A 19,054-nucleotide genomic window follows, 5' to 3' on the forward strand; every position below is an offset into this window, starting at 1 on the left:
CAACAAAATACCTGTCTCGTTACCTCGGGTGGAAAAGGTTTCTTAAAACTCAACTCTTCTCAGAGGAGGCTTTTTTAGATCAAGTTTCTATACATTGGGTAGAGCAACACTTAATTTGAACAGCGCCATGCGGGATTAAAACAAAGTTCAAAATGATCTTTGAACAATTTGAACTTTGAATTTTTTTGGAAGCCAAAAATTATGGGAGAGCATCTTAAACTAGAGATTCAAGAGTGAGCTCAATCATTTCATTGAATGACAACTGTCGGTCTTCAGAGGAAAGTTTTTCCCCGGTGCGGATATGGTCACTGACCGTACACACGGCCAGAGCTTTAGCGCCGTATTCTGCAGCAACCCCATAAAGTCCGGCGGCTTCCATTTCCACTCCCAGAATGTCGTACTTTTCCATCAGGTCAAATAGGTCCTGTTCTGGAGAGTAAAACAGGTCCGCAGAAAAAAGGTTGCCTACTTTCACCGGAATCGCTTTATTGCGGGCTGAAGCCACCGCCTTTTCCAGCAGGGAATAGTCGCAAATGGCGGCAAAATCATGGCCTTTGAAACGGATTCGGTTCACTTTTGAGTCCGTGGCAGCACCCATGCCGATGACTACATCACGGAGTTTGACATCCTGGCTGATGGCACCACAGCTGCCAACACGGATCAGGTTTTTGACGCCGTATTCGGTGATCAGCTCCTTATAGTAAATAGAGGCTGAAGGAATCCCCATTCCAGACCCCATCACGGAGACTCTTTTGTCTTTGTAGTGGCCGGTAAAGCCCAGCATGTTACGAACATTGGTAACTTCTTCGGCACCTTCGAGAAAGGTTTCTGCAATGTATTTGGCTCGTAGAGGGTCTCCGGGCATCAGGGCTGTTTCCGCAAAGGCTCCTGGAGCTGCGTTGATATGAGGGGTGGCCATGGGGTCATCTCCACAGAATGTTTTATAATAAGTCAGGTGTCGTATTGTGGTTTGAGCCCATGTTGATGCTCTTAATGGGCTCATGGCTTATGCAGCAAGCTATTGTTTGCAGTCTTCCACAGTAATCCGCTGGTAGACTTCAGGGTTCTGCTTCGGTGCCGTTTCATCAATACGGACCGCTGCCCGGACACTTTCTGCAGCCTGGTTCCAGGACTCTTCGCTGCTGGCATGAATCATGGCCAGGGGGATTTCTTGGCCGACTTTCTGGCCAAGGCGTGGGATATCCGTCAGGCCAACCCCGTAATTAATTCCATCTGCGGGAGAGCTCCTGCCACCACCGAGTTGAACTACCGCCATTCCCATGCCCCGGGTATCCATGGCAGACAGGTAACCGCTTTGGTCCGCAAATACCGGGCGGATAATGCTCGCTTGAGGCAGGTAATGGTCAGGGCGGTCCATAAAGTCGGAAGGTCCTCCAAGTCCGGCAACCATCTGGCCAAAAATCTCAGCGGCTTTGCCATCGTCCAGAGCCACCTGGAGCTGATCGCGAGCTTCACTGAGGTCTCTGGCCAGGTTTCCGGAAACCAGAAGATCGGAAGCCTGTGCCAGAGTGATTTCCTGTAGCCGGGGGTTCCGGTATTCTCCCCGCAGAAACTGGACAGCCTCGCGGACTTCAACCGCATTACCGGCACTGGAGGCAAGGCACTGGTTCATATCCGTGAGTAATGCGGTGGTTTTGACGCCAGCCCCGTTGGCAACGCTGACGATGCTTTTTGCCAGGGCTTCAGAGGCTTCATAGGTGGGCATAAAGGCACCGCTGCCTACTTTGACGTCCATAACCAGGGCATCCAGGCCTTCCGCCAGTTTCTTGCCAAGAATGGAGGCGGTAATCATGTCAATGGATTCAACCGTAGCGGTGACATCACGAATGGCATAAATCCGTTTGTCCGCTGGAGCCAGCTCACCGGTTTGTCCGACAATAGCGACTCCGCAGCTTTCAACCACTTTCCGAAACTGCTCTTCAGAAGCACTGGTGTTATACCCTGGAATACTGTCCAGTTTGTCCAGAGTGCCCCCGGTATGACCCAGGCCCCGGCCGGAGATCATGGGAACAAACCCACCACAGGCGGCCAGCATCGGGCCCAGCATCAGGCTGACTACGTCGCCTACACCACCGGTAGAGTGTTTGTCGATCACCGGGCCTCCCAGTTTTTCCCGGTCCCAGGACAGCACATCACCGGAGTCCCGCACCGCTTCGGTAAAAGCAATGCGCTCCTGCATATCCAGCCCTCTGAAGTAGATGGCCATAGCGAAGGCTGCGATCTGGCCTTCGGATACCGTATCCCGGGTCACTCCCTGCACGAACTGGCGAATCTCTTCCCGGGTTAACGGTTGAGCTTCACGCTTATGACGGATAACTTCCTGTGGTAGAAACATGACTCCCCCCCCTAAGTGGTCATCATTACTCTTTGATGAAATCTGCCGGGGAGCCTGCCAGTGAATGGCAGGCTCTTTGTGATCAGTAGCTACGGGTGTCCACCTGGCCTTCTTTTACCTTCAGGTCGATCAACAGGTTGCCCAGAAGGCTGCTGGCACCAAAGCGGTAGTGATCAGGATTGATCCAGTCTTTACCCATGATTTCTTCCGCCAGTTGCAGGTGTTCTCTGGCTTCTGCTGCAGTGCGTATGCCACCGGCGGGCTTGAAAGACACATCCCGACCACTGTCTTTTATGGCTTGCAGCATGATGCGGGCCGCTTCCAGGGTGGCATTAACGGGAACTTTCCCGGTTGAGGTCTTGATAAAATCAGCACCGGCTTCGATGGCCAGCTCACTGGCTTTGCGGATCAGCTCCGGTGTTTTCAGTTCCCCGGATTCAATAATGACTTTCAGTGTTACGCGCTCACCACAGGCTTCTTTGCATTGGCGAACCAGCTCAAAACCGGTTTTTTCGTCACCGGCCATCAGAGCCCGGTATGGGAAGACCACATCCACCTCATCCGCACCATAAACAACGGCGGCCCTGGTTTCTGTCACAGCGATTTCGATATCATCGCCACCGGCAGGGAAGTTGGTGACTGTGGCGATTTTTACGGCTTCAAGGCCTTGCTCGCGCAGAGCTTTTCTGGCAACCGGGATAAACCGGGGGTAAATACAGACGGCGGCTGTTGTGCCTGCCGGGGTTCTGGCGGACTGACAAAGGGAGATGACTTGTTCGGGGGTGTCATCGTCATTGAGGGTGGTCAGGTCAATCAGTGACAGCGCCAGTTGGCTGTAGTTGGTTTCACTGCTCATTGTGGAATTCCTGTTTTGAGCCTCTGTTTATGAGCCTTTGTTTCTGAGGCATAGAGGCCCTCATTGGTTACTGACCCATCGCAGGCTTCTATAACAGACTGGGCGCCGACGATGCAGAGATTAATAAGGCTAGACGTAAAGCCGGGTTTCAGGCTTCAAACAAGAGGCTCTGAAAAACAGTCATCATCCAAAAATGGAAATAACAGGTATAATCGATTGCCAGAGCGGAACTGGCTTATTTTCTCAACAGGTAAACAGTCAATATCGCTTAATAATGAAACAGGCAGCCAATAAAAGCTGGTGTTGTTTAACTATTGTTCAATTGAATGGATTAACCAGAAAATTGAATGGCTAAATAGTAATCATCTGTTTTACCTCAACGATTCAGAAATTAAGAGTAATTCTGAGCGTGTATGTTGTATATCGATAAATATTGCGGATTGATTCAAAATCTTTGTGTAACAAAAAGTAATCGAGTATTTGATTTAGATCAATATCGAAACATGTAAATAAATGATTATTATCAATAGACTGTTTTTAACAGTACGTAATCTGTTCAATGAATTTCATCACGTATTCTAACTCTGCGAAGTGTCTATGATTCAGGCGGATGCAATTGAGGCCGTTCAGGCGGTAGCTCATTATCAAAACTTTTCACTGGCAGCCAGGCACATTCACAAGGTTCCTTCGGCGATCAGCTACACCATCCGGAAGCTAGAGGAGATGCTGGGGGTACAGCTGTTTGTCCGGGATAACCGCAGGGTGGAAATCACACCGGCGGGCGAGCACTTCCTGAAGGAGTCCCATAAAATTCTGGCTGATCTGAGGAGGCTGGAATACAGTACCCGTGAAGCTGCCAGCCAGAGTGAGCTGGAGTTAAGGATCGTTCTGGACAATATCATCAGCCAGGATGCGGTTTACGACTTTATTTCTGCGTTCCATGATGCCAATCCCCATACACGACTGGTGGTGAATGGTGAGATTTATAATGGCTCCTGGGATGCCCTTTTTCATCAGCGTTGTCATCTTGTGATTGGTGCACCTCAGACAATTCCGGAAGTGATTACCGGAAGCAGTCAGTTCCGGTATCGCTCCATGGGGCAGGTTGACTGGGCGCTGGTCATGTCACCTGATCATCCGTTGAACGCCATTGATCGGCAGTTGACCCGTGAAGATCTGGATCCTCACCTGATCATTGCTATTGAGGATACCGCCAGAACCTTTGATACCGGTGAAAACTGGTTGAATGATTACCGGCGGTCCATCAGAGTGCCCAATTTCCGTAATGCCATAGAATGTGCTGTGCGCGGCCTTGGGGTCACTACTCTGCCCTGCCATTTCGCCCGTCACTATGTGGAACAGGGGCTTCTGGTGGAAAGGGATATTGAAAATGTTCACTGGAATACCCAGTGTCACCTGGCGTGGAATGAAGAGAAGCGGGGAGCGGCTCTGAACTGGTGTCTGGACTGGCTGGGTAATGAACAAAAGTTGAACCAGCGGTTTTTGTCCTCGGCGGAAGAGCTAGACAACTACCGGCATATTCCCTGATGCACTGGACCCAGTGGCGGGTCAAGGCTCAGTGTCAAAAAACAGTCGATCCTGGCTTGTTAAATCTGGCAGGATCAATTTTGTACAACCTACTGTTAACACTCAGTTTTTTGATATTTAGCGGTTTTTTTGGAGAGGGTAATTATCTGAGAGTTAAAGTTATCATCGGGTTTATGTGAATGAATCATTGATTTAGCCCTTGCAATAACACGAGTATGAAGCACGCTGCCTATACTGGAAAAAAGTCTTCAGGAGGTGGCTGGTATGCAAGTTGGTCCAGAGAATCGAGATAGTCAATTTAAAACGGATTTTGATAAGCCCGTTGATCACAGAGAAGTCAACAGAGAAGAGCTTGGCATACTTGGTCGTTTCTTGGTTAAAATTGTAACCGGACTTAAAAGTTTCTTTTTTGGCCACAAGAAAAGTTATGACCTTCCCCAGGTTGATCTTTCCTCCAGAAATGCGTCTCCCCAAAAAATAACGATGAACTGGATGAGTGATGAAAGCTCTGAAAGCACCCTGTCGTCTAAACCTTTTTTGCCAGGTGAGGAATCTGTAAGTTCATACGTTAGACAGGATTCTAATGATTCAGCTATCAGCGTATCTTCGTTTTCCACCTTCAAGGGAGAGGCAGAATCACCTGTTGGGTACAGTGATCAACCTTCAAAAGGTTTGTTGAATAGTCAGGTATCGGATGATCCAGGGTTTTATGATTTCGATGGAGATAACTCAAGTGTATTTGATGAGAATGAGTTTCTGCATCGACATAATGGTGGGTTTGTTGATGATGATTTTCCCCCACCACCAACATCTGAGGAGTTAGATGCTCAGAATTTCAGGCATTTAAGAACACCGGATGAGGCATGGGAGGAGGTCAGGAAGCCGGGTTCGTTCTCCTCATTCTTGCCAGAAAGTAAGATAAGGGCTCAGGGAAATAGCGGTTCCCTTGCTGTTCCAGAGAAGCCTGGTGTAGATAAACAAGGTGGGCAAGTATCAAAACTGCAAGCCAGAAATAAGCAAAACTTACGATTAGAGATTCCTGAGCAGAAAGGTAATCCAGCCGCTCAGCCTGAAGACAGTCGGAAAGAACGCCCAGTTACTCAGCCTAGAGGTGACTGGAATGATCGGAAAGGACATTCAGTTACTCAGTCCAGAGATGAATATATTCAGGAAATGATAGAAAAAACAAGAAGGCAAGAGTTAAGCCGGCTTGGAATAGAGGAAAGGCGGGGGCCAAACAGAGATTATTATAAAATGAACGAAGATGGTCATCGTAATATTGCTAGAAAAGCACCAAAGCGGCCTCCCAATACCAGTGCCTATGGTGTTGATAAAGATGGGAAGTGGCATTTTGCCAGACCTGCTCCTAAGCCACCCGGTCAGAATAAAGGGCATGGGGCTGAAGAGGTCAATGGCAAGACAAATGTTGTTCAGGAGAAAAAACTTAAAACTCATCCCCCTATTCCTCCTAAACCCAAGTTTTTAGATAACGGTGCGCATAACCGTTCGGCTGATAATAAAGGAGTTAGATTCAAGGATACTGTTAAAGTTCATGATTATAGTGAAGACCTTTCTGAAGAAATTAATAGAGATCTTTTCGACTACAGGGTTTCTGATTACGATTTAGACGCTGCTAATGCGGAACTTGAGAAAGAGCAGGAAGAGCTGGAATTAGTAAGTCTAATCAAAAATACAATTGATGCATCTATATTCAGTGGCTTAACATCTGGACAGATTATGGATTTGTTAAAAAACCAGTACTATTGGCGGTTTACTACGGATGTATTGGATAGGATCGAAAGTCTTTTGTCGGGTAAGTTGGACTCCTTCAAATGGACGGAAGAGGATGAGGAATAGATCAATACTAAATCGACCTCATGCTGACCAGTAGAGGTGTCCGCAATTTTTCCAACCTTCTGGAGTTAGTAGTAGCGATAGCTCAGTAAAACTGAATTATCGCTACAGTCAGCTCTCCCCACTTGAGTTATTCTTCCGGTTTAATAAACTCCTGAACTGCTGGGCAAAATCCCCTGGATTGGATTTGGGGGATGTACTCACAACAGGTTCATCAAAGGTTTTCAGAAGTGAAATATTATGATTGGTGATGCCAATCAACAGGTCCTTTCCACCGACCCTGATCAGGCAGAGGCGAGACTGGTTAGAGACCGGAGTGCTGGACAAGATTTCAATCTCACCGCCCATAGAGGGCAATCCACGGTTTAACTTTTTCACGACCCAGGCCAACGCAAGGATCAGACCAACCACCATAAGCAGCGGGGTAACCACCTCCAGAAGGTTGAGGTCGCCAACTGGCTTGGGGGCTTCTTCCGCTTCCGCCATCAGGCCTGTAGGAAGAAAGGTAATCAGCAGGCTGAGTCTTGATAGAAGTTTCATAGTTATTGACTATAAAGCGTTTTTCCCGGGCTTTACAAGCTTTGTTTCTTCTGATTGAGCATCTCTGGCTCTATTTTCAGTATCAGGCTCTGAAGTGAACTTTTCATATGAAAATCAGTCAATAAATATCGATCAATATGATTTTTAGCAATGAAGAGTGCTGTATAGCCAGGGAAGGGACAAATGGACCGTGCAACAGGTATTAGTGGGTATGAGCGATACCCTGCTTCACAGCGCGATAATCGTAGCTCTGAAAGAATAGGTACTGGCCAGTCGAAAAGAACACCCGGCGACGTCAATTTTGCTAACAAGTTGGTTAGCAAGCCTGAACTTGATCCTAAAGAGATACCAACAGTAGGCCGCCCAGAAGAAACAAAATTTTCGCCAGGGATTGATCGAAACGTCACTGAAGTACATTACCATCCTGAAATTGCTTCTGAGTCACCGGGCAGAAATAAAAATGATATAAATAGTCCATCAGATATAGAAGTCTCCCGGTATCAGCCAAGCATGGTTAAAATAAGAGCGATACGAGGTCATCTTCGGGAACGACACGATTGCTCTATTGATGAATCAGTAATATCAGAAATAATAAAAAATTTAAACATAAAAAATGGCGATGTAGATGAAGCTGCAGCTTTATCTATAACGGGGGAAGGCGTTCTTGATCTTATCCATGCAATCTGGGTCTCATCCAATGATAGTCTTAAGCCAACTAAGGGAAATAGAAAAACTGTTTCTTATGCTTTTGGGAAAAAAGATTCTTCTAATTCTGACTCTGATGAAGATTACGTCAATGCTCAAGGTTCAGTGAATACCTCTGATAATAATAGGGATTTCCCATCGCTATTACTTTTTGGATCAGGTAATCCTGAAGAAGAAATGACTTTTGATAGAGCAAAAAATTCAGGAGAGCTTCTGGATCAAGTACTTGCCAAGCATACACCACACTTTTTAATAGCAGCGGAAAAACCGGATGCTATAAAGAGGCAGCTTCTGCAAGATGAGATGATTCATTCCAGTGGGGAGTTTGATTATATTCTGAGTTTGTTGAAGGCAAGATATGGTGTCACAGCCTGGAAAGGGTTTTCTGAAGAGTATAAGCAGCTGGCTCAATTGAATGGTATGTTGAATGGTTTGAAAAAAAACTCACGCTGTACGGATATCGAACTTTTTTCACATGAAACATTGTTTGATATCTATTTTTCCGGGCTTTTTGATTTCTATTCTGATGATATTCGTGAGGCTCAAACCTTGGGGCAGGCAGAAATACTCATACGAAATATTTATAAAGATGTTCAGACGATGACGCAACAGTTTGACAAGAAAATGCCTGACGGTAGCGGTTTGAATCTTATGGACTTTCCCCTGAAAAATTTTGGAAATACTTGCTGGTTTAATTCTTCTGTGAACTTTATTCTTGATTGTTTTAGCAAACAAGCCATTGAAGCTCTTGAGTTAAAAGTGTTCACCGATAGTGATGTTGAAACTCTTTCTCTGAAAAAGGCGTTAAGAGATACATTGGTTACCCTCTGGAAAATTCGTGAACATCAGAGAGAGCATCAACGAATTTTCAGCGTCCTTGGGTATCAGAAGCAGCTGATGAGGTGTTTTCATCAGATGGGTCGGAAGGATCCGGTTAAATATGGAGCTCTTTCTGCAATATTTGATCAAGAACTCCCGGAAACTCAAAGGGATGCGTCCGGGTTTCTGGTGGGGTTCATGGACGTTCTTGGATTAAATGATGACCCTTCATTCAGTATTCAAAGTCAGGCTTATGTAACAACAACCCTTAAGGATGGGAGAGGGAGGGCTTACAAGATTAGCCGACCATCTGGAGGGCAGGAGAGCTTTCAGCCAATGAACCTGCCAATAGCCCGCAACCCGGGATGGTTTGAGATGGCTGCAATGGTAATTAAGCTTGAAGTTCTCAACAGGTTAATGAACACCGGAATGATGGACGCCAAAGCAGTTGAGTTGCGATCCTGCTTCTATTTGCTGAGCAGGGCTGTATGCCCTGAGCGAGATAAAAAAACAGATGAGGGGTTGGTACGAAAACGAGGTAATAAGCTTAATGACTGCTTGTTCCAGCAACTGAATGGCGTTGTTCGGCCTGATGCTATTGTGATCAACCAGCGGCGTATTCTTCAACAAAATTGTGTGCTCAGTGATGGCAGGGTAATACCTGAAGGAACCCAGCTACCTGAGCCCGGAAACAAAACGGAATTGTTTCCTTACGTACACTCCCTGGGGGAAGTGACTTCAGGCACGGTTGTAAAAGCCGATTCTGGCGAACTACTGATCATGTACGATCTGGGCGGCGGTGAGCAATATGTGCGAGGGGTTGCTGAGGTAGATAGTGAAGGCTTTCTGGCCAGCCCATACTTGGCAAAGCCAACTCTTATTGCTGGCTCATTTAAGCCCTTTCCTGCCCGGACATTGGTAAAGGAATCCAGAATTCTCGCTTATGATGGCACTTGTTTTGGTTCTCATGATACCGCAGGAAAGCCGGTTATTATTGACCCGGTTCTGGCCGAACTTCAGGGCATGAAAGAACTGGAAAATATGAGTGGCGAACAGAAGGTTAAATACGCTGCGGCTCTTCTAAGAACGCTGGGTGTCAAGGATGAAGATATTGATCAGGAGCAGCTTGAAAGGCTGTCAGCACCGGTCACTTTCAAAGACTGTCTGGATCGGTTTCACCAGGAAGAAGCGGGTAACTATTCATGGACCAGGGAGGACATTGAAACCTATTCACAGTTTACCGTTCCAAGAAAGGGAAAGACGGAATTCAAGCGTTCAGGTACGCGGTATCAGGCTATGGTGGCGGATGTCGTTCAACTGAGCCGGTTTTCTATCTCTCTGGCTATGTTTGAGTCCGGCTCTGGCAGTGAGAAGAAAAGGGCTCAGGATGCCACAAATGCCTTTTTGAGTGGTGCCTGCCCCAGGATTTCACTTCCGGTGCTTGATAGCGCTTCAGGTAACGCTGTCGAGGTTCAGGGCCGGTTGCGGTCTCTGGTCTGTCATAAGGGAAGTGCTACTTCAGGCCACTATATTCATCTGTCCCTGGCAGATGACGGTACAGTGGCGGTGGTCCATGATGATGATATAAACGTGGGCTGGTCAGAGTACCTGGAAAACCGGGGGCTTATGGTAAACCAGAGTTTAGAGGATTTTATCCGTGACTCCGGGTTTACCCCTTATGTAGCCTTATATGAGAGAACTTTTCCCGAGCGTTCGCCAGAGGATCAGTCTTCCTGATCCGCCCAGGTTTCAACTTCCGGATCAAGGTAAGCGTGCTCGAGGGCTTCTGCAGCCCAGTGGTGCTCTTCCGACAGTTTTCTCAGTTGCCTCAGGGACAACACCTGCACCACCGGCACTGTGCTCCAGATGCTTTTGGCCAGGCAGCGCCAATGGTCGGGTTGCAGGCGTTTTGGATTATCCAGCTGTTCGCGGCAGGTTTCGCAGGCCATCAGGCAGTGTTCCAGTTCCGGCTCACTGGGAATGGGGGCCACTTCATAAATGGCCAGGGGGACTCCCGCGGCTTCACAAATTTCGCATTTGGAACGAGCTCGTCGCGCCAGATCCTTGCCCAGCAGGTTTAATGCTGACAATCGCTCCTGGTGTTTCTGCAGCCCTTTGGCCATGGTGGTTTCTCCTGGAAATTGAAAATAATGAGTCAGCCTTGCAGGCGAGCTGAAATCAGGCAAAGATGAAGGCCTGAGCTTTTTCATTAACTCCCACTCCAGGTGTCCAGTGATGGCATTTTCTGAACTGTCTGAATGGCCGATTCACCGAATGAAGAGCCCGAACCGGGATGAGTGCCTGATTCCTGTTGATTATCTTGTGCTGCATTATACCGCGGTTGACTTGCAGGGCACCCTGGATATTTTCATGGACCCGAAGTTTGGGGTTTCTTCACATCTGGTGATTGATATCGATGGCACGGTTTATGAGCTGGTGGACTGCCTGAATGGAGAAGCCATGCGGGGTTGGCATGCTGGTGTCAGCCAGTGGCAGGGAAGGGAAGGGTTTAATGACTTTTCCATTGGAATTGAGCTGGTCAATTACAATGGCAATCTGTTCCCTTTCAGTGAGGCCCAGTATGGGGCTCTGAGAGAGGTTGTCTGCCAACTGAAAGCACACTATCCGGCGCTGGCCAAGCCTGGCAGGGTGGTGGGGCATGAACAGATTGCCGGTTTCCGGGGTAAGGCCGACCCGGGGCTCTGTTTTGACTGGGCTCGTTTTTTCCGGGAAAACTACCCTGAGAGCCCGGCTCCAGAAAGGTCGGCGGTCTGCCCGGATGAATTGCAGAAAACCCTGTTATTGTTGAAAGACAGCGAACCGGAAGACCCGGAAGAAAAAAGCCGCTTCTGGCAGTCCGTCAGTGCGCTTACGGAAACCTCGGTGCGTCTGATTCAGCAGGCGTCAAAGTCCCAGTAGTTGTTTGCCTAGCTCAGTCAGTTTGGCCGGATCACCGGGCTCAGGATCCTGCTGATAAGAGAAGTTGCGCCACCGTTGAGGGGCTCTTTTTTCCCGCCACAAAGTGATGCGCTCTTCCCGGTCATCTTCAGTCCCTGCTGGAAACATGGAAATGTACTGGGTGAGTCTCGGCCGGGTGCTATGGTTGAGGCTGCTGCCGTGGGGCAGCCTGGAGTCCCAGAGTACAAAGCTGCCCGCCTTGCCCCCCACATGCACAGGGGTATGACCCGCCAGTTCCTCATCGGTAAAAAACAGCGACTTTCTGTGAAGGGCCGTTTTATCCACCTGATACAGACTGGGGACACAATAGAAGGCTCCCTGATCTGCCTCAGTATCCGTCAGGTAAAGCATGCCCTGAAGCCTTGGCAGGTAGACTTTCTCCGGGTGGCTGTCGAGGTGAATGCGACTGTCGTCTTTCTGTTCAGGGTGCTCAGGGCGCCAGGGGGGTTTGAAGGAGGCCCGGTCCAGGCGAACCCAGAGGTCTCTGGTGCCCAGCAGCTGGGCAAACAGTTCGAACAGGGGTTCATACTGGCGGATATTCCAGAAGGCCTGGTGGTGATGAATCGGCACTATGCCATTACTGCCCAGGTTTTTCCGGTACCAGGTAGAGGGGGCCTCCAGGTCAACATCGACAAACCCGGTAATGGCTTCAATGGCGGGTTGCAGCAGTTCTGGTGGCACCAGATCCGGCACCACAATGTATCCTTTTTTTTGCAGGGCTTCCTGATAGTGCGTCATCTTCTTCAACCTTGTCTGGCCCTGATGTTACGGCAGGTGCCAACACCTGAAGCCATGTTGTTAATGAAGTGTTGTTTGCATCGGTTGCTCCCTGTCTGAGCCGGAGGGTAGCTGTTCTTCCAGGGAGTCCAACAGCGCCAGCACCGTTTTACGAATAATTTCGGTATCCCTGTTGAGCTCATGATACCGGACAATGCTGATCAGTATCTGGGCAATAGGATAGGTGCGAAGGCAGCTTTTTATATCGGCAGGTTGCAGTTTTTCTGCTGAGTTATCAACAAAGTGGTTGGCCCCCTGGGTGAAGCCAAGATGAGCCGATTCCAGCAGATCCATCATAGACGCATTATCGGGTTTATCCATCAACGCCTGCAGCAGGTGACTCAGAGATTGTTTGTTCTTATCCGGCATGTCAACAGCTCCAATGGTAGGGACTATCAATCGTAAGGGCTACGAAGGAGCGTAGTTTTGATGGGACGGTAGAACCATCCGTAGATATCCGTGGATGCTGGCTGTATTCGGGAGGGGGGAGTGTGGTGTATCCCTGATCAAAGGGGCTCATTTATGGGGGAGACGTAAACGATCGCGCGACCCGTTGGTTTGATAGTTGTTTTAGCGGGGGTTAACGGAGGGTGGTTTGAGCCAGCATAAAATCCACAAAAGCCCGGTTGGCCCTTGTCAGGTAGCCGTTGCGCCTCCAGGCGATGGACAGGTCCAGCCAGATGGGGTTTTCAAAAGGTCGGGTAATCAGTTCATCATGGTCCTGGATGGCCATACTCAGCAAGGTTGAAATGCCATAACCTTGTCGTGCGATGGATTTGATCAGGGGGATCAGGTTGGTTTCAAAACCGATATTGGGGGTAATGCCCGCCTCACTGGCCAGGCGGTCGATAATTTTCCGGTGGAAATAGCCTTCCTTGAACATGACTAGTTCGTTGTTGAAGAACGCCCTGGTGGTGACTGCATCTTGTTCTGCCAGGGGATGGTTGCAACTCACCGTGACCCGCATTTCCTGTTTCAGAAAGACTTCTGCGGTCAGCTCATCGGGCACGAACTCGGCGACGATCACTGCCAGGTCCAGCTCGCCGGTCTCCAGCATTTTCTGAAGCTCCCAGGTGCCCCCCTCAATAACCGATAGCCTGAGATCCGGGAAGTTCTGATGGAAGGCCATCAGAATCGGGGGGAAATAATAAGAGCCCAGCATACTGGGAATACCCACCCGAACTTCTCCACGACTGAGCCCTTTCAGTTCCTGCATCTCCAGCCGGGCGTCTTCCTCCGCCTGGAGAATACGTTCAGCATGCACCAGCAGCCTTTCTCCCTCATCGGTCAGGGACACCCGGCGGTCTTGCCGATGGAACAGTTTCAATTCCAGCTGCTGTTCCAGCTTGCTGATGGCCATGCTGACCGCAGGCTGGGCAATATGGAGTTGCTTCGCTGCCCGGGTAAATCCACCACAACGGGCGATGGCCCGGAAATAGCGCAGCTGTTTCAGATCCATGGATAAGCATCCGTTATCAAAACAATCAAGACTATATATTTCACTGATTGATCCTGGATTGCTAGCCTTGTTGCATCAGAACTTTATGATGGAGAGGCGCAATGATAGAAGCCAGGACAGGAAGCTTCTGGCGTGCAACCATGGCACTCTGCCTCGGTTCGTTCATGGTATTCGCCAATGTCTACATCAGCCAGCCTCTGCTGCCAATGCTGGCGAACCAGTTTCAGTTAACCACCCTGGAAGCGGGGCTCAGCTTCACCATCACAACATTTACCCTTGGGCTGTCACTGTTGTTTTATGGGCCGCTGTCCGATGCCCTTGGACGCAAGTGGATTATGGTGGTCACCATGGCCGGTGCCACACTGTGTACCGGCCTCATCGCTCTAACATCGGATTACTCGTTGCTGATTGTGCTCCGGGCGATTCAGGGGTTCTGTCTGGGAGGCTTGCCAGCCATTGCCTACATGGGGGATGAATACTCACGTCCGGCCCTGACCGCGGCAGTGGGAATCTACATCAGCGGGAACTCGCTGGGAGGTATCAGTGGCCGGTTAATCGGCGGGTTTGTGGGAGACTGGCTGGGCTGGGCTCAGGCGTTTGGAGTTATGGCGATCATCAGCCTTGTCTGTCTGGTGCTGTTTGCCTGGTTGTTGCCAGAATCACGCCGGTTTCAGAAAGCCGGTCTCAGGCCAGTAAGGATGGTGACTGACCTGCTGGATCACCTTCGTAACCCTCTTCTGCTGTCCGCCTATTTGTTCAGTGGACTCAATTTTTTCATATTCATTAACCAGTACAGCTATGCCACTTTTCTGCTGGCGGACGCCCCCTATCACCTGCCTCCCAGCTGGCTCGGGCTGTTGTTTCTCACTTATCTGAGCGGGACCACGATATCGGCTTTCTCCGGTCGACTGGCGGGCTGGTTGCCCCAACCTCTGGCCATGGCCCTTGGTGTTTTGCTTTTGTTTCTGGGAACCGGGCTGATGCTGATGGCTTCCGTGGTCTGGATTATTACCGGTTTTCTGGTGAATGCCGCGGGCTTTTTTATCGCCCATTCCAATGCCAGCAGCTGGGTCAGCCAAAACGCTCACCACAGTCGGGCCAGCGCTTCCTCCCTCTATCTGGTGTTTTATTATCTGGGTGCCAGCACGGGGGGGCTGTATCTGGAGCCTTTCTGGCAGACCCATGGTTGGGCCGGAGTCATTCTGGGGTCCTGGCTGGTCTTGCTGCTGACCTTCAGCCTGGCCATCGGGTTGTACTGGCGAACTCGCACTCTGTGGTCTGATGGTAGGAACCTGTCGGACTTACGACAATTCCGGCCTAAAATCCAGAAAGAACGGCCAAATTTTCCGATGAATTCGATTAAATAGGTTAACTATTCGCACGAATCCATCGAAGCAGCTTGAGCCAAGACAGTGACTCGTTCTACTGAATTTGATGCTCGGAAGCATAAGTCCGACAGGCTCCTGGGGCAGGATAAATGCCCTTTCTCCGCTGGTGGCATGGAGCTTTCAGTGATTACGGACTATTGTTTGTCCGGCTGATCCCCCATAATCCGCAAACTCTTTCTCTCTGTGCTGACCGCTGATATTGCCATGCCATTAAACACCCTGCGTCTAAAAAACAAGGCCGACCGTCGTCTGAAGTCCGGACATCTGTGGATATACAGTAATGAAGTGGATGTTCAGGCAACCCCGCTGAAAAACTTCGAGTCCGGTGAGCCCGTTGTGGTGGAAAATGCAGCGGGTAAGCCCCTGGGAACCGCTTATGTGAATCCGAATACGCTGATCTGTGCCCGACTGGTCAGCCGTGATCAGGACTATTTCCTTAATAAAGCCCTGCTGGTTCACCGGATTAACGTTGCCCTGAGCCTTCGTGAACAACTCTTTGACCAACCTTTTTACCGGTTGGTGTATGGTGACAGTGATGGATTGCCTGGTCTGGTGGTTGACCGGTTTGGTGATATTCTGGTGGCGCAGATTTCCACAGCAGGTATGGAGCGGGTGCGTGGTGAGATTGTCGATGCCCTGAACCAGGTGCTTCAGCCCAAAGGGATTTTGTTCAGAAACGATGGCAATGCCCGAAAGCTGGAAGATTTGCCTGAATACACTGAGGTCGTATCCGGTGTGGTACCTGAGGTGGTCAACCTGGAAGAGAACGGAGTCAGTTTTCAGGCACCGGTGATGGCGGGGCAGAAAACCGGCTGGTTCTATGATCACCGTATGAACCGTCAGCGGTTGAAGCCTTATGTGAAAGGTAAGAGGGTTCTGGATGTATTCAGCTATATCGGTGGCTGGGGGATTCAGGCCGCTGCCTTTGGTGCTGAGAAGGTGACATGTCTGGATGCGTCTGCCTTTGCCCTGGAGCAGGTGCATGCCAATGCTGAACTGAATGAAGTGCAGGGGCGGGTGGATACCCTTGAAGGGGATGCGTTTGCGGCCCTGAAAGCCCTTCGGGATGACCGGGAGAAGTTTGATGTGGTGGTGGTTGATCCACCGGCGTTTATCAAGAAGCGCAAGGACATCAAAGCCGGTGAGCAGGCCTACCGACGAATCAATGAACTGGCCATGCGCCTGCTGGAAAAAGACGGCTATCTGGTGGCCGCTTCCTGCTCTATGCATCTCCAGAAGGATAATATGGTGGATCTGCTTCGAGGTGGCAGCCGCCATATAGACCGTAATCTGCAGATTATTGAGCAGGGGCACCAGGGGCCGGATCATCCTGTGCATCCGGCTATTCCGGAAACAGAATACATCAAGGCGGTTTTTGCCCGGGTGTTGCCGCAGTAACCGGGCTGTCATAACTCTGCGATAAAAGCTATTTAGCCTGCCTATTGCATAAAGCCGCTATGAAAGGCGAGCAATCCTTCTTCATGTAATAGGCCGGCTAGCCCGCATATTGCATGAAGTGTCGAGCTTGTCGCTCTGCTATTTTTTCGGCTGACACATTTTGTCGATACATTCATGCTTATTGCCTGGATTTGTCGACAAAATGCTGTCATGGCGGGAAAAGAGCTAGCGACAAGCCGACGAGCGTCCCTATGACAAATAGTCTTTTTACGCTTTTCTCCTATACCCCTTGAAAGGCATGGGATAATCGCTTTTTCATAGCGGCTTTATGCAATATGCGGGCTAGGACCCTCGCCTACTGATTGTTTTTGTACGGAAAGTGTTAGTTTAACGGACATAGGAGTGAGTAGGAGTAACAGCCAGTCGTACTGTGAGGGAAAAAGGTTTAATATTTTTGCCGGTTTGGTTATCAGTATTTTGAAAAAGGATTTTGCTAGTGATTAATGATGCCGTTTCTCAAAACTATTTTATGCTATCGATGGTGGTCGATAGTAATGACCGGAAGTTTCCTGCAAAAAAAAGAGTTAAATCTATTCCGCTGAAAATTAAGGTTATATCAGATCCGGCCATTAATACTCAACCACCAGTAAATACAATTTCAGATTTTAGACGTATTGATCCTGTGCACAAAGATGCTGTTAATGGTCTGTTGTGCAATGATGCTTCACGAGGAATTGGCCAAGACCTCATGAATAAGGGGGATGGGTCGAGGTTAATGAATTATGCCGATTTGACTCGTAAATTCCATGATTTTGATATCTCCTCTCTAACTCCCTTTGTCTTGAAAGATATTTCAGATGAAGTGGAGGACGCCAGAAAAGACACTGAACCTTTCAAGAAAACCGACCTTAATCTTTTTTTTAACGGGTTTCGTGATAGAAAATACATGGAACGGTTAAGTCGTTCTGTTCAGGAAAGAGGGTGTGCTTTGCAAGAAGGCTGGCAAGAGTTTTACCCAGAACAGTCAGGTCTGCATCAAAGGGTTGAAGTAGAGCGTTTACAGATTGGTAAAAAAAATGAGGACCGCTGCTGTCATGGTTTTTTTATGTTACCTCTTCCAGGAAAAAACATTCCGGTGTTTTTTTCCGGTGTTTTTGATGGGCACGCTGGTAATCTTGCTTCGTCACTTCTGGCGATAAATATTCAAAGTTGTCTTGAAAATAGCTTGAAGCAGGTTTGCAGAAAAGCTGCGGGTGCAGCGGAAATATATTATGCTCTGAAAATAACCTTTGCCAAGCTCCAGAGAATTGTTGAAGAAGAGGCTGTCAAGAAAGGAGGCTATGCAGGAACCACTGCCAATGTTCTGGTCAGGATTGAAGATCAATACTGGTTTGCCTGTGTAGGTGATTCCAGGGCCTGGTTGTACAACCCTTATAACGATAGAGAGCCTCAGATAATACCGGCAACAGAACCCGCCAAGTGTGATAACCAAAAATATCAGGACAAGATTAAAGCGCTTGGGGGAACCGTTGAAAACAATCGTGTGGGGGGAGTGCTGGCACCTGCAACATCTATTGGACGCTACCCCGTCATTGTTTGTCATGATCCGGTGATCACCCAGTTTGATGCTAAAAGGTGGCCTGTGGTGATTCAGGCTACTGACGGTCTCTGGGATGTTGTTTCTACCAGCCAGCTTGCTGAACTGGCAGCCAGGTCTACATTGAGCAACTCCAGTTCTACGGGTTCTTTGCCCGTTATGGCTGGCAGTGCTGCCTTTTATTTACGAGAGAAATCAGGTATTCCTGATGATGATATCACGGTGCAAAGTTTGTGTTTTCGAGAAGATGATAAAGATGAACTTCTGCCTAAACTGCCTGAGTTTGATGAGGTGTTTTCTGTTGCCCCTGAAAATCAAAACGACCCGATAACTGTTTCCCGTAAAAGGCATGGATCACCATTGTTGGAAGAAACTCATGAAAAGGTGTTTTGCCATGATCGCTCTGATGATTCCAGCAAGGGGCGTGAGCCTGAACAGCAATCCATATACAGAGGCGTGGAACGATCTTTATTGGCGGATGATGAGACGTTTGGCAAATGTGTGTCATCGGGTTTTTCACAAGATAAAGTAAGGCAAAGTCGATATCAGCCTGTTACTGAACCGATTACTCCTGTTTTGGATGATGATGTTTCTTGTTCATCAGGAGATCATCAGACAGTTGCTCATGCAAAAATACCAGAATTACCAGTAAGTGCTTTTTCAGGCATACAGTGTAGTAGTTCAGACCTGATCTGACAGTCACCGATTTTTCAGAGGGTGTCTGTCAGGTCAAATTCAGGCTACAAATTTTTCCTTCCAGATCTCTTTGCCATCTATCAGAGTTTCCATTGGCGTTCTT

15 protein-coding genes are annotated in these 19,054 nt (G+C 48.8%); 7 read left to right on the forward strand and 8 right to left on the reverse strand.

From position 1 onward, the window contains the following. Positions 1–214 precede the first annotated feature (214 nt). From deoD to deoC, 3 genes are all read right to left on the reverse strand, one after another. Complete coding sequence (gene deoD, locus ACNRUY_RS21850) at positions 215–919, reverse strand: purine-nucleoside phosphorylase (protein ID WP_488113781.1); 705 nt, start codon at positions 917–919, stop codon at positions 215–217. 99 nt (positions 920–1,018) lie between these two features. Continuing rightward, a complete protein-coding gene (deoA, locus tag ACNRUY_RS21855; RefSeq protein WP_488113782.1) occupies positions 1,019–2,356 on the reverse strand; it encodes a thymidine phosphorylase in 1,338 nt (445 codons plus the stop codon). Between the two features lie 82 nt (positions 2,357–2,438). Further along, complete coding sequence (gene deoC, locus ACNRUY_RS21860) at positions 2,439–3,212, reverse strand: deoxyribose-phosphate aldolase (RefSeq protein WP_488113783.1); 774 nt, start codon at positions 3,210–3,212, stop codon at positions 2,439–2,441. A gap of 597 nt (positions 3,213–3,809) precedes the next feature. Between deoC and ACNRUY_RS21865 the strand changes: the two genes are divergently transcribed. Together ACNRUY_RS21865 and ACNRUY_RS21870 are read left to right on the forward strand one after the other, a co-directional pair. Next, the gene (locus ACNRUY_RS21865; protein ID WP_488113784.1) at positions 3,810–4,760 is read left to right on the forward strand and encodes a LysR substrate-binding domain-containing protein; all 951 of its coding nucleotides are present in this window, start codon (positions 3,810–3,812) and stop codon (positions 4,758–4,760) included. Between the two features lie 264 nt (positions 4,761–5,024). After that, a complete protein-coding gene (locus ACNRUY_RS21870) occupies positions 5,025–6,617 on the forward strand; it encodes a hypothetical protein (protein WP_488113785.1) in 1,593 nt (530 codons plus the stop codon). Between the two features lie 108 nt (positions 6,618–6,725). Here ACNRUY_RS21870 and fliO read toward each other — a convergent pair whose 3' ends face one another. After that, a complete protein-coding gene (gene fliO, locus ACNRUY_RS21875) occupies positions 6,726–7,154 on the reverse strand; it encodes a flagellar biosynthetic protein FliO (protein ID WP_488113786.1) in 429 nt (142 codons plus the stop codon). Positions 7,155–7,337: 183 nt separating this feature from the next. Here fliO and ACNRUY_RS21880 point away from each other — a divergent pair, with 183 nt between their 5' ends. Then, positions 7,338–10,415 (forward strand): hypothetical protein, encoded by a 3,078-nt coding sequence (locus ACNRUY_RS21880; protein ID WP_488113787.1) that lies wholly within the window; start codon positions 7,338–7,340, stop codon positions 10,413–10,415. On the opposite strand, the gene ACNRUY_RS21885 is transcribed toward ACNRUY_RS21880, so the two are convergent. Continuing rightward, positions 10,403–10,888, reverse strand: coding sequence for a phnA protein (locus ACNRUY_RS21885; RefSeq protein ID WP_488113788.1), 486 nt, complete (start codon positions 10,886–10,888; stop codon positions 10,403–10,405). The two genes, ACNRUY_RS21880 and ACNRUY_RS21885, sit on opposite strands and share 13 nt — an antisense overlap. Before the next feature lie 25 nt (positions 10,889–10,913). Here ACNRUY_RS21885 and ACNRUY_RS21890 point away from each other — a divergent pair, with 25 nt between their 5' ends. Then, positions 10,914–11,597 carry an N-acetylmuramoyl-L-alanine amidase gene (locus ACNRUY_RS21890; protein WP_488113789.1) on the forward strand — a complete coding sequence of 228 codons (684 nt, stop codon included), beginning with the start codon at positions 10,914–10,916 and terminating at the stop codon, positions 11,595–11,597. Here the strand turns inward: ACNRUY_RS21890 and ACNRUY_RS21895 are convergent. The 3 genes from ACNRUY_RS21895 to ACNRUY_RS21905 all read right to left on the reverse strand — a co-directional run bounded on the left by ACNRUY_RS21895 (position 11,583) and on the right by ACNRUY_RS21905 (position 13,872). Then, positions 11,583–12,374 (reverse strand): phytanoyl-CoA dioxygenase family protein, encoded by a 792-nt coding sequence (locus ACNRUY_RS21895; RefSeq protein ID WP_488113790.1) that lies wholly within the window; start codon positions 12,372–12,374, stop codon positions 11,583–11,585. The genes ACNRUY_RS21890 and ACNRUY_RS21895 overlap by 15 nt on opposite strands. 60 nt (positions 12,375–12,434) lie before the next feature. Continuing rightward, the gene (locus tag ACNRUY_RS21900; RefSeq protein ID WP_488113791.1) at positions 12,435–12,782 is read right to left on the reverse strand and encodes a hypothetical protein; all 348 of its coding nucleotides are present in this window, start codon (positions 12,780–12,782) and stop codon (positions 12,435–12,437) included. Between the two features lie 211 nt (positions 12,783–12,993). Next, a complete protein-coding gene (locus ACNRUY_RS21905) occupies positions 12,994–13,872 on the reverse strand; it encodes a LysR family transcriptional regulator (protein ID WP_488113792.1) in 879 nt (292 codons plus the stop codon). Positions 13,873–13,973: 101 nt separating this feature from the next. Here ACNRUY_RS21905 and ACNRUY_RS21910 point away from each other — a divergent pair, with 101 nt between their 5' ends. From ACNRUY_RS21910 to ACNRUY_RS21920, 3 genes are all read left to right on the forward strand, one after another. Beyond that, positions 13,974–15,239 carry an MFS transporter gene (locus ACNRUY_RS21910; protein WP_488113793.1) on the forward strand — a complete coding sequence of 422 codons (1,266 nt, stop codon included), beginning with the start codon at positions 13,974–13,976 and terminating at the stop codon, positions 15,237–15,239. A 225-nt stretch (positions 15,240–15,464) separates the two neighbouring features. After that, positions 15,465–16,658, forward strand: a complete 1,194-nt coding sequence (locus ACNRUY_RS21915) for a class I SAM-dependent rRNA methyltransferase (protein WP_488113794.1) — start codon at positions 15,465–15,467, stop codon at positions 16,656–16,658. A gap of 496 nt (positions 16,659–17,154) precedes the next feature. Next, positions 17,155–18,951 carry a PP2C family serine/threonine-protein phosphatase gene (locus ACNRUY_RS21920; RefSeq protein WP_488113795.1) on the forward strand — a complete coding sequence of 599 codons (1,797 nt, stop codon included), beginning with the start codon at positions 17,155–17,157 and terminating at the stop codon, positions 18,949–18,951. The last annotated feature ends 103 nt before the right edge of the window (positions 18,952–19,054 follow it).

The organism is Endozoicomonas sp. Z74, assembly GCF_057680865.1.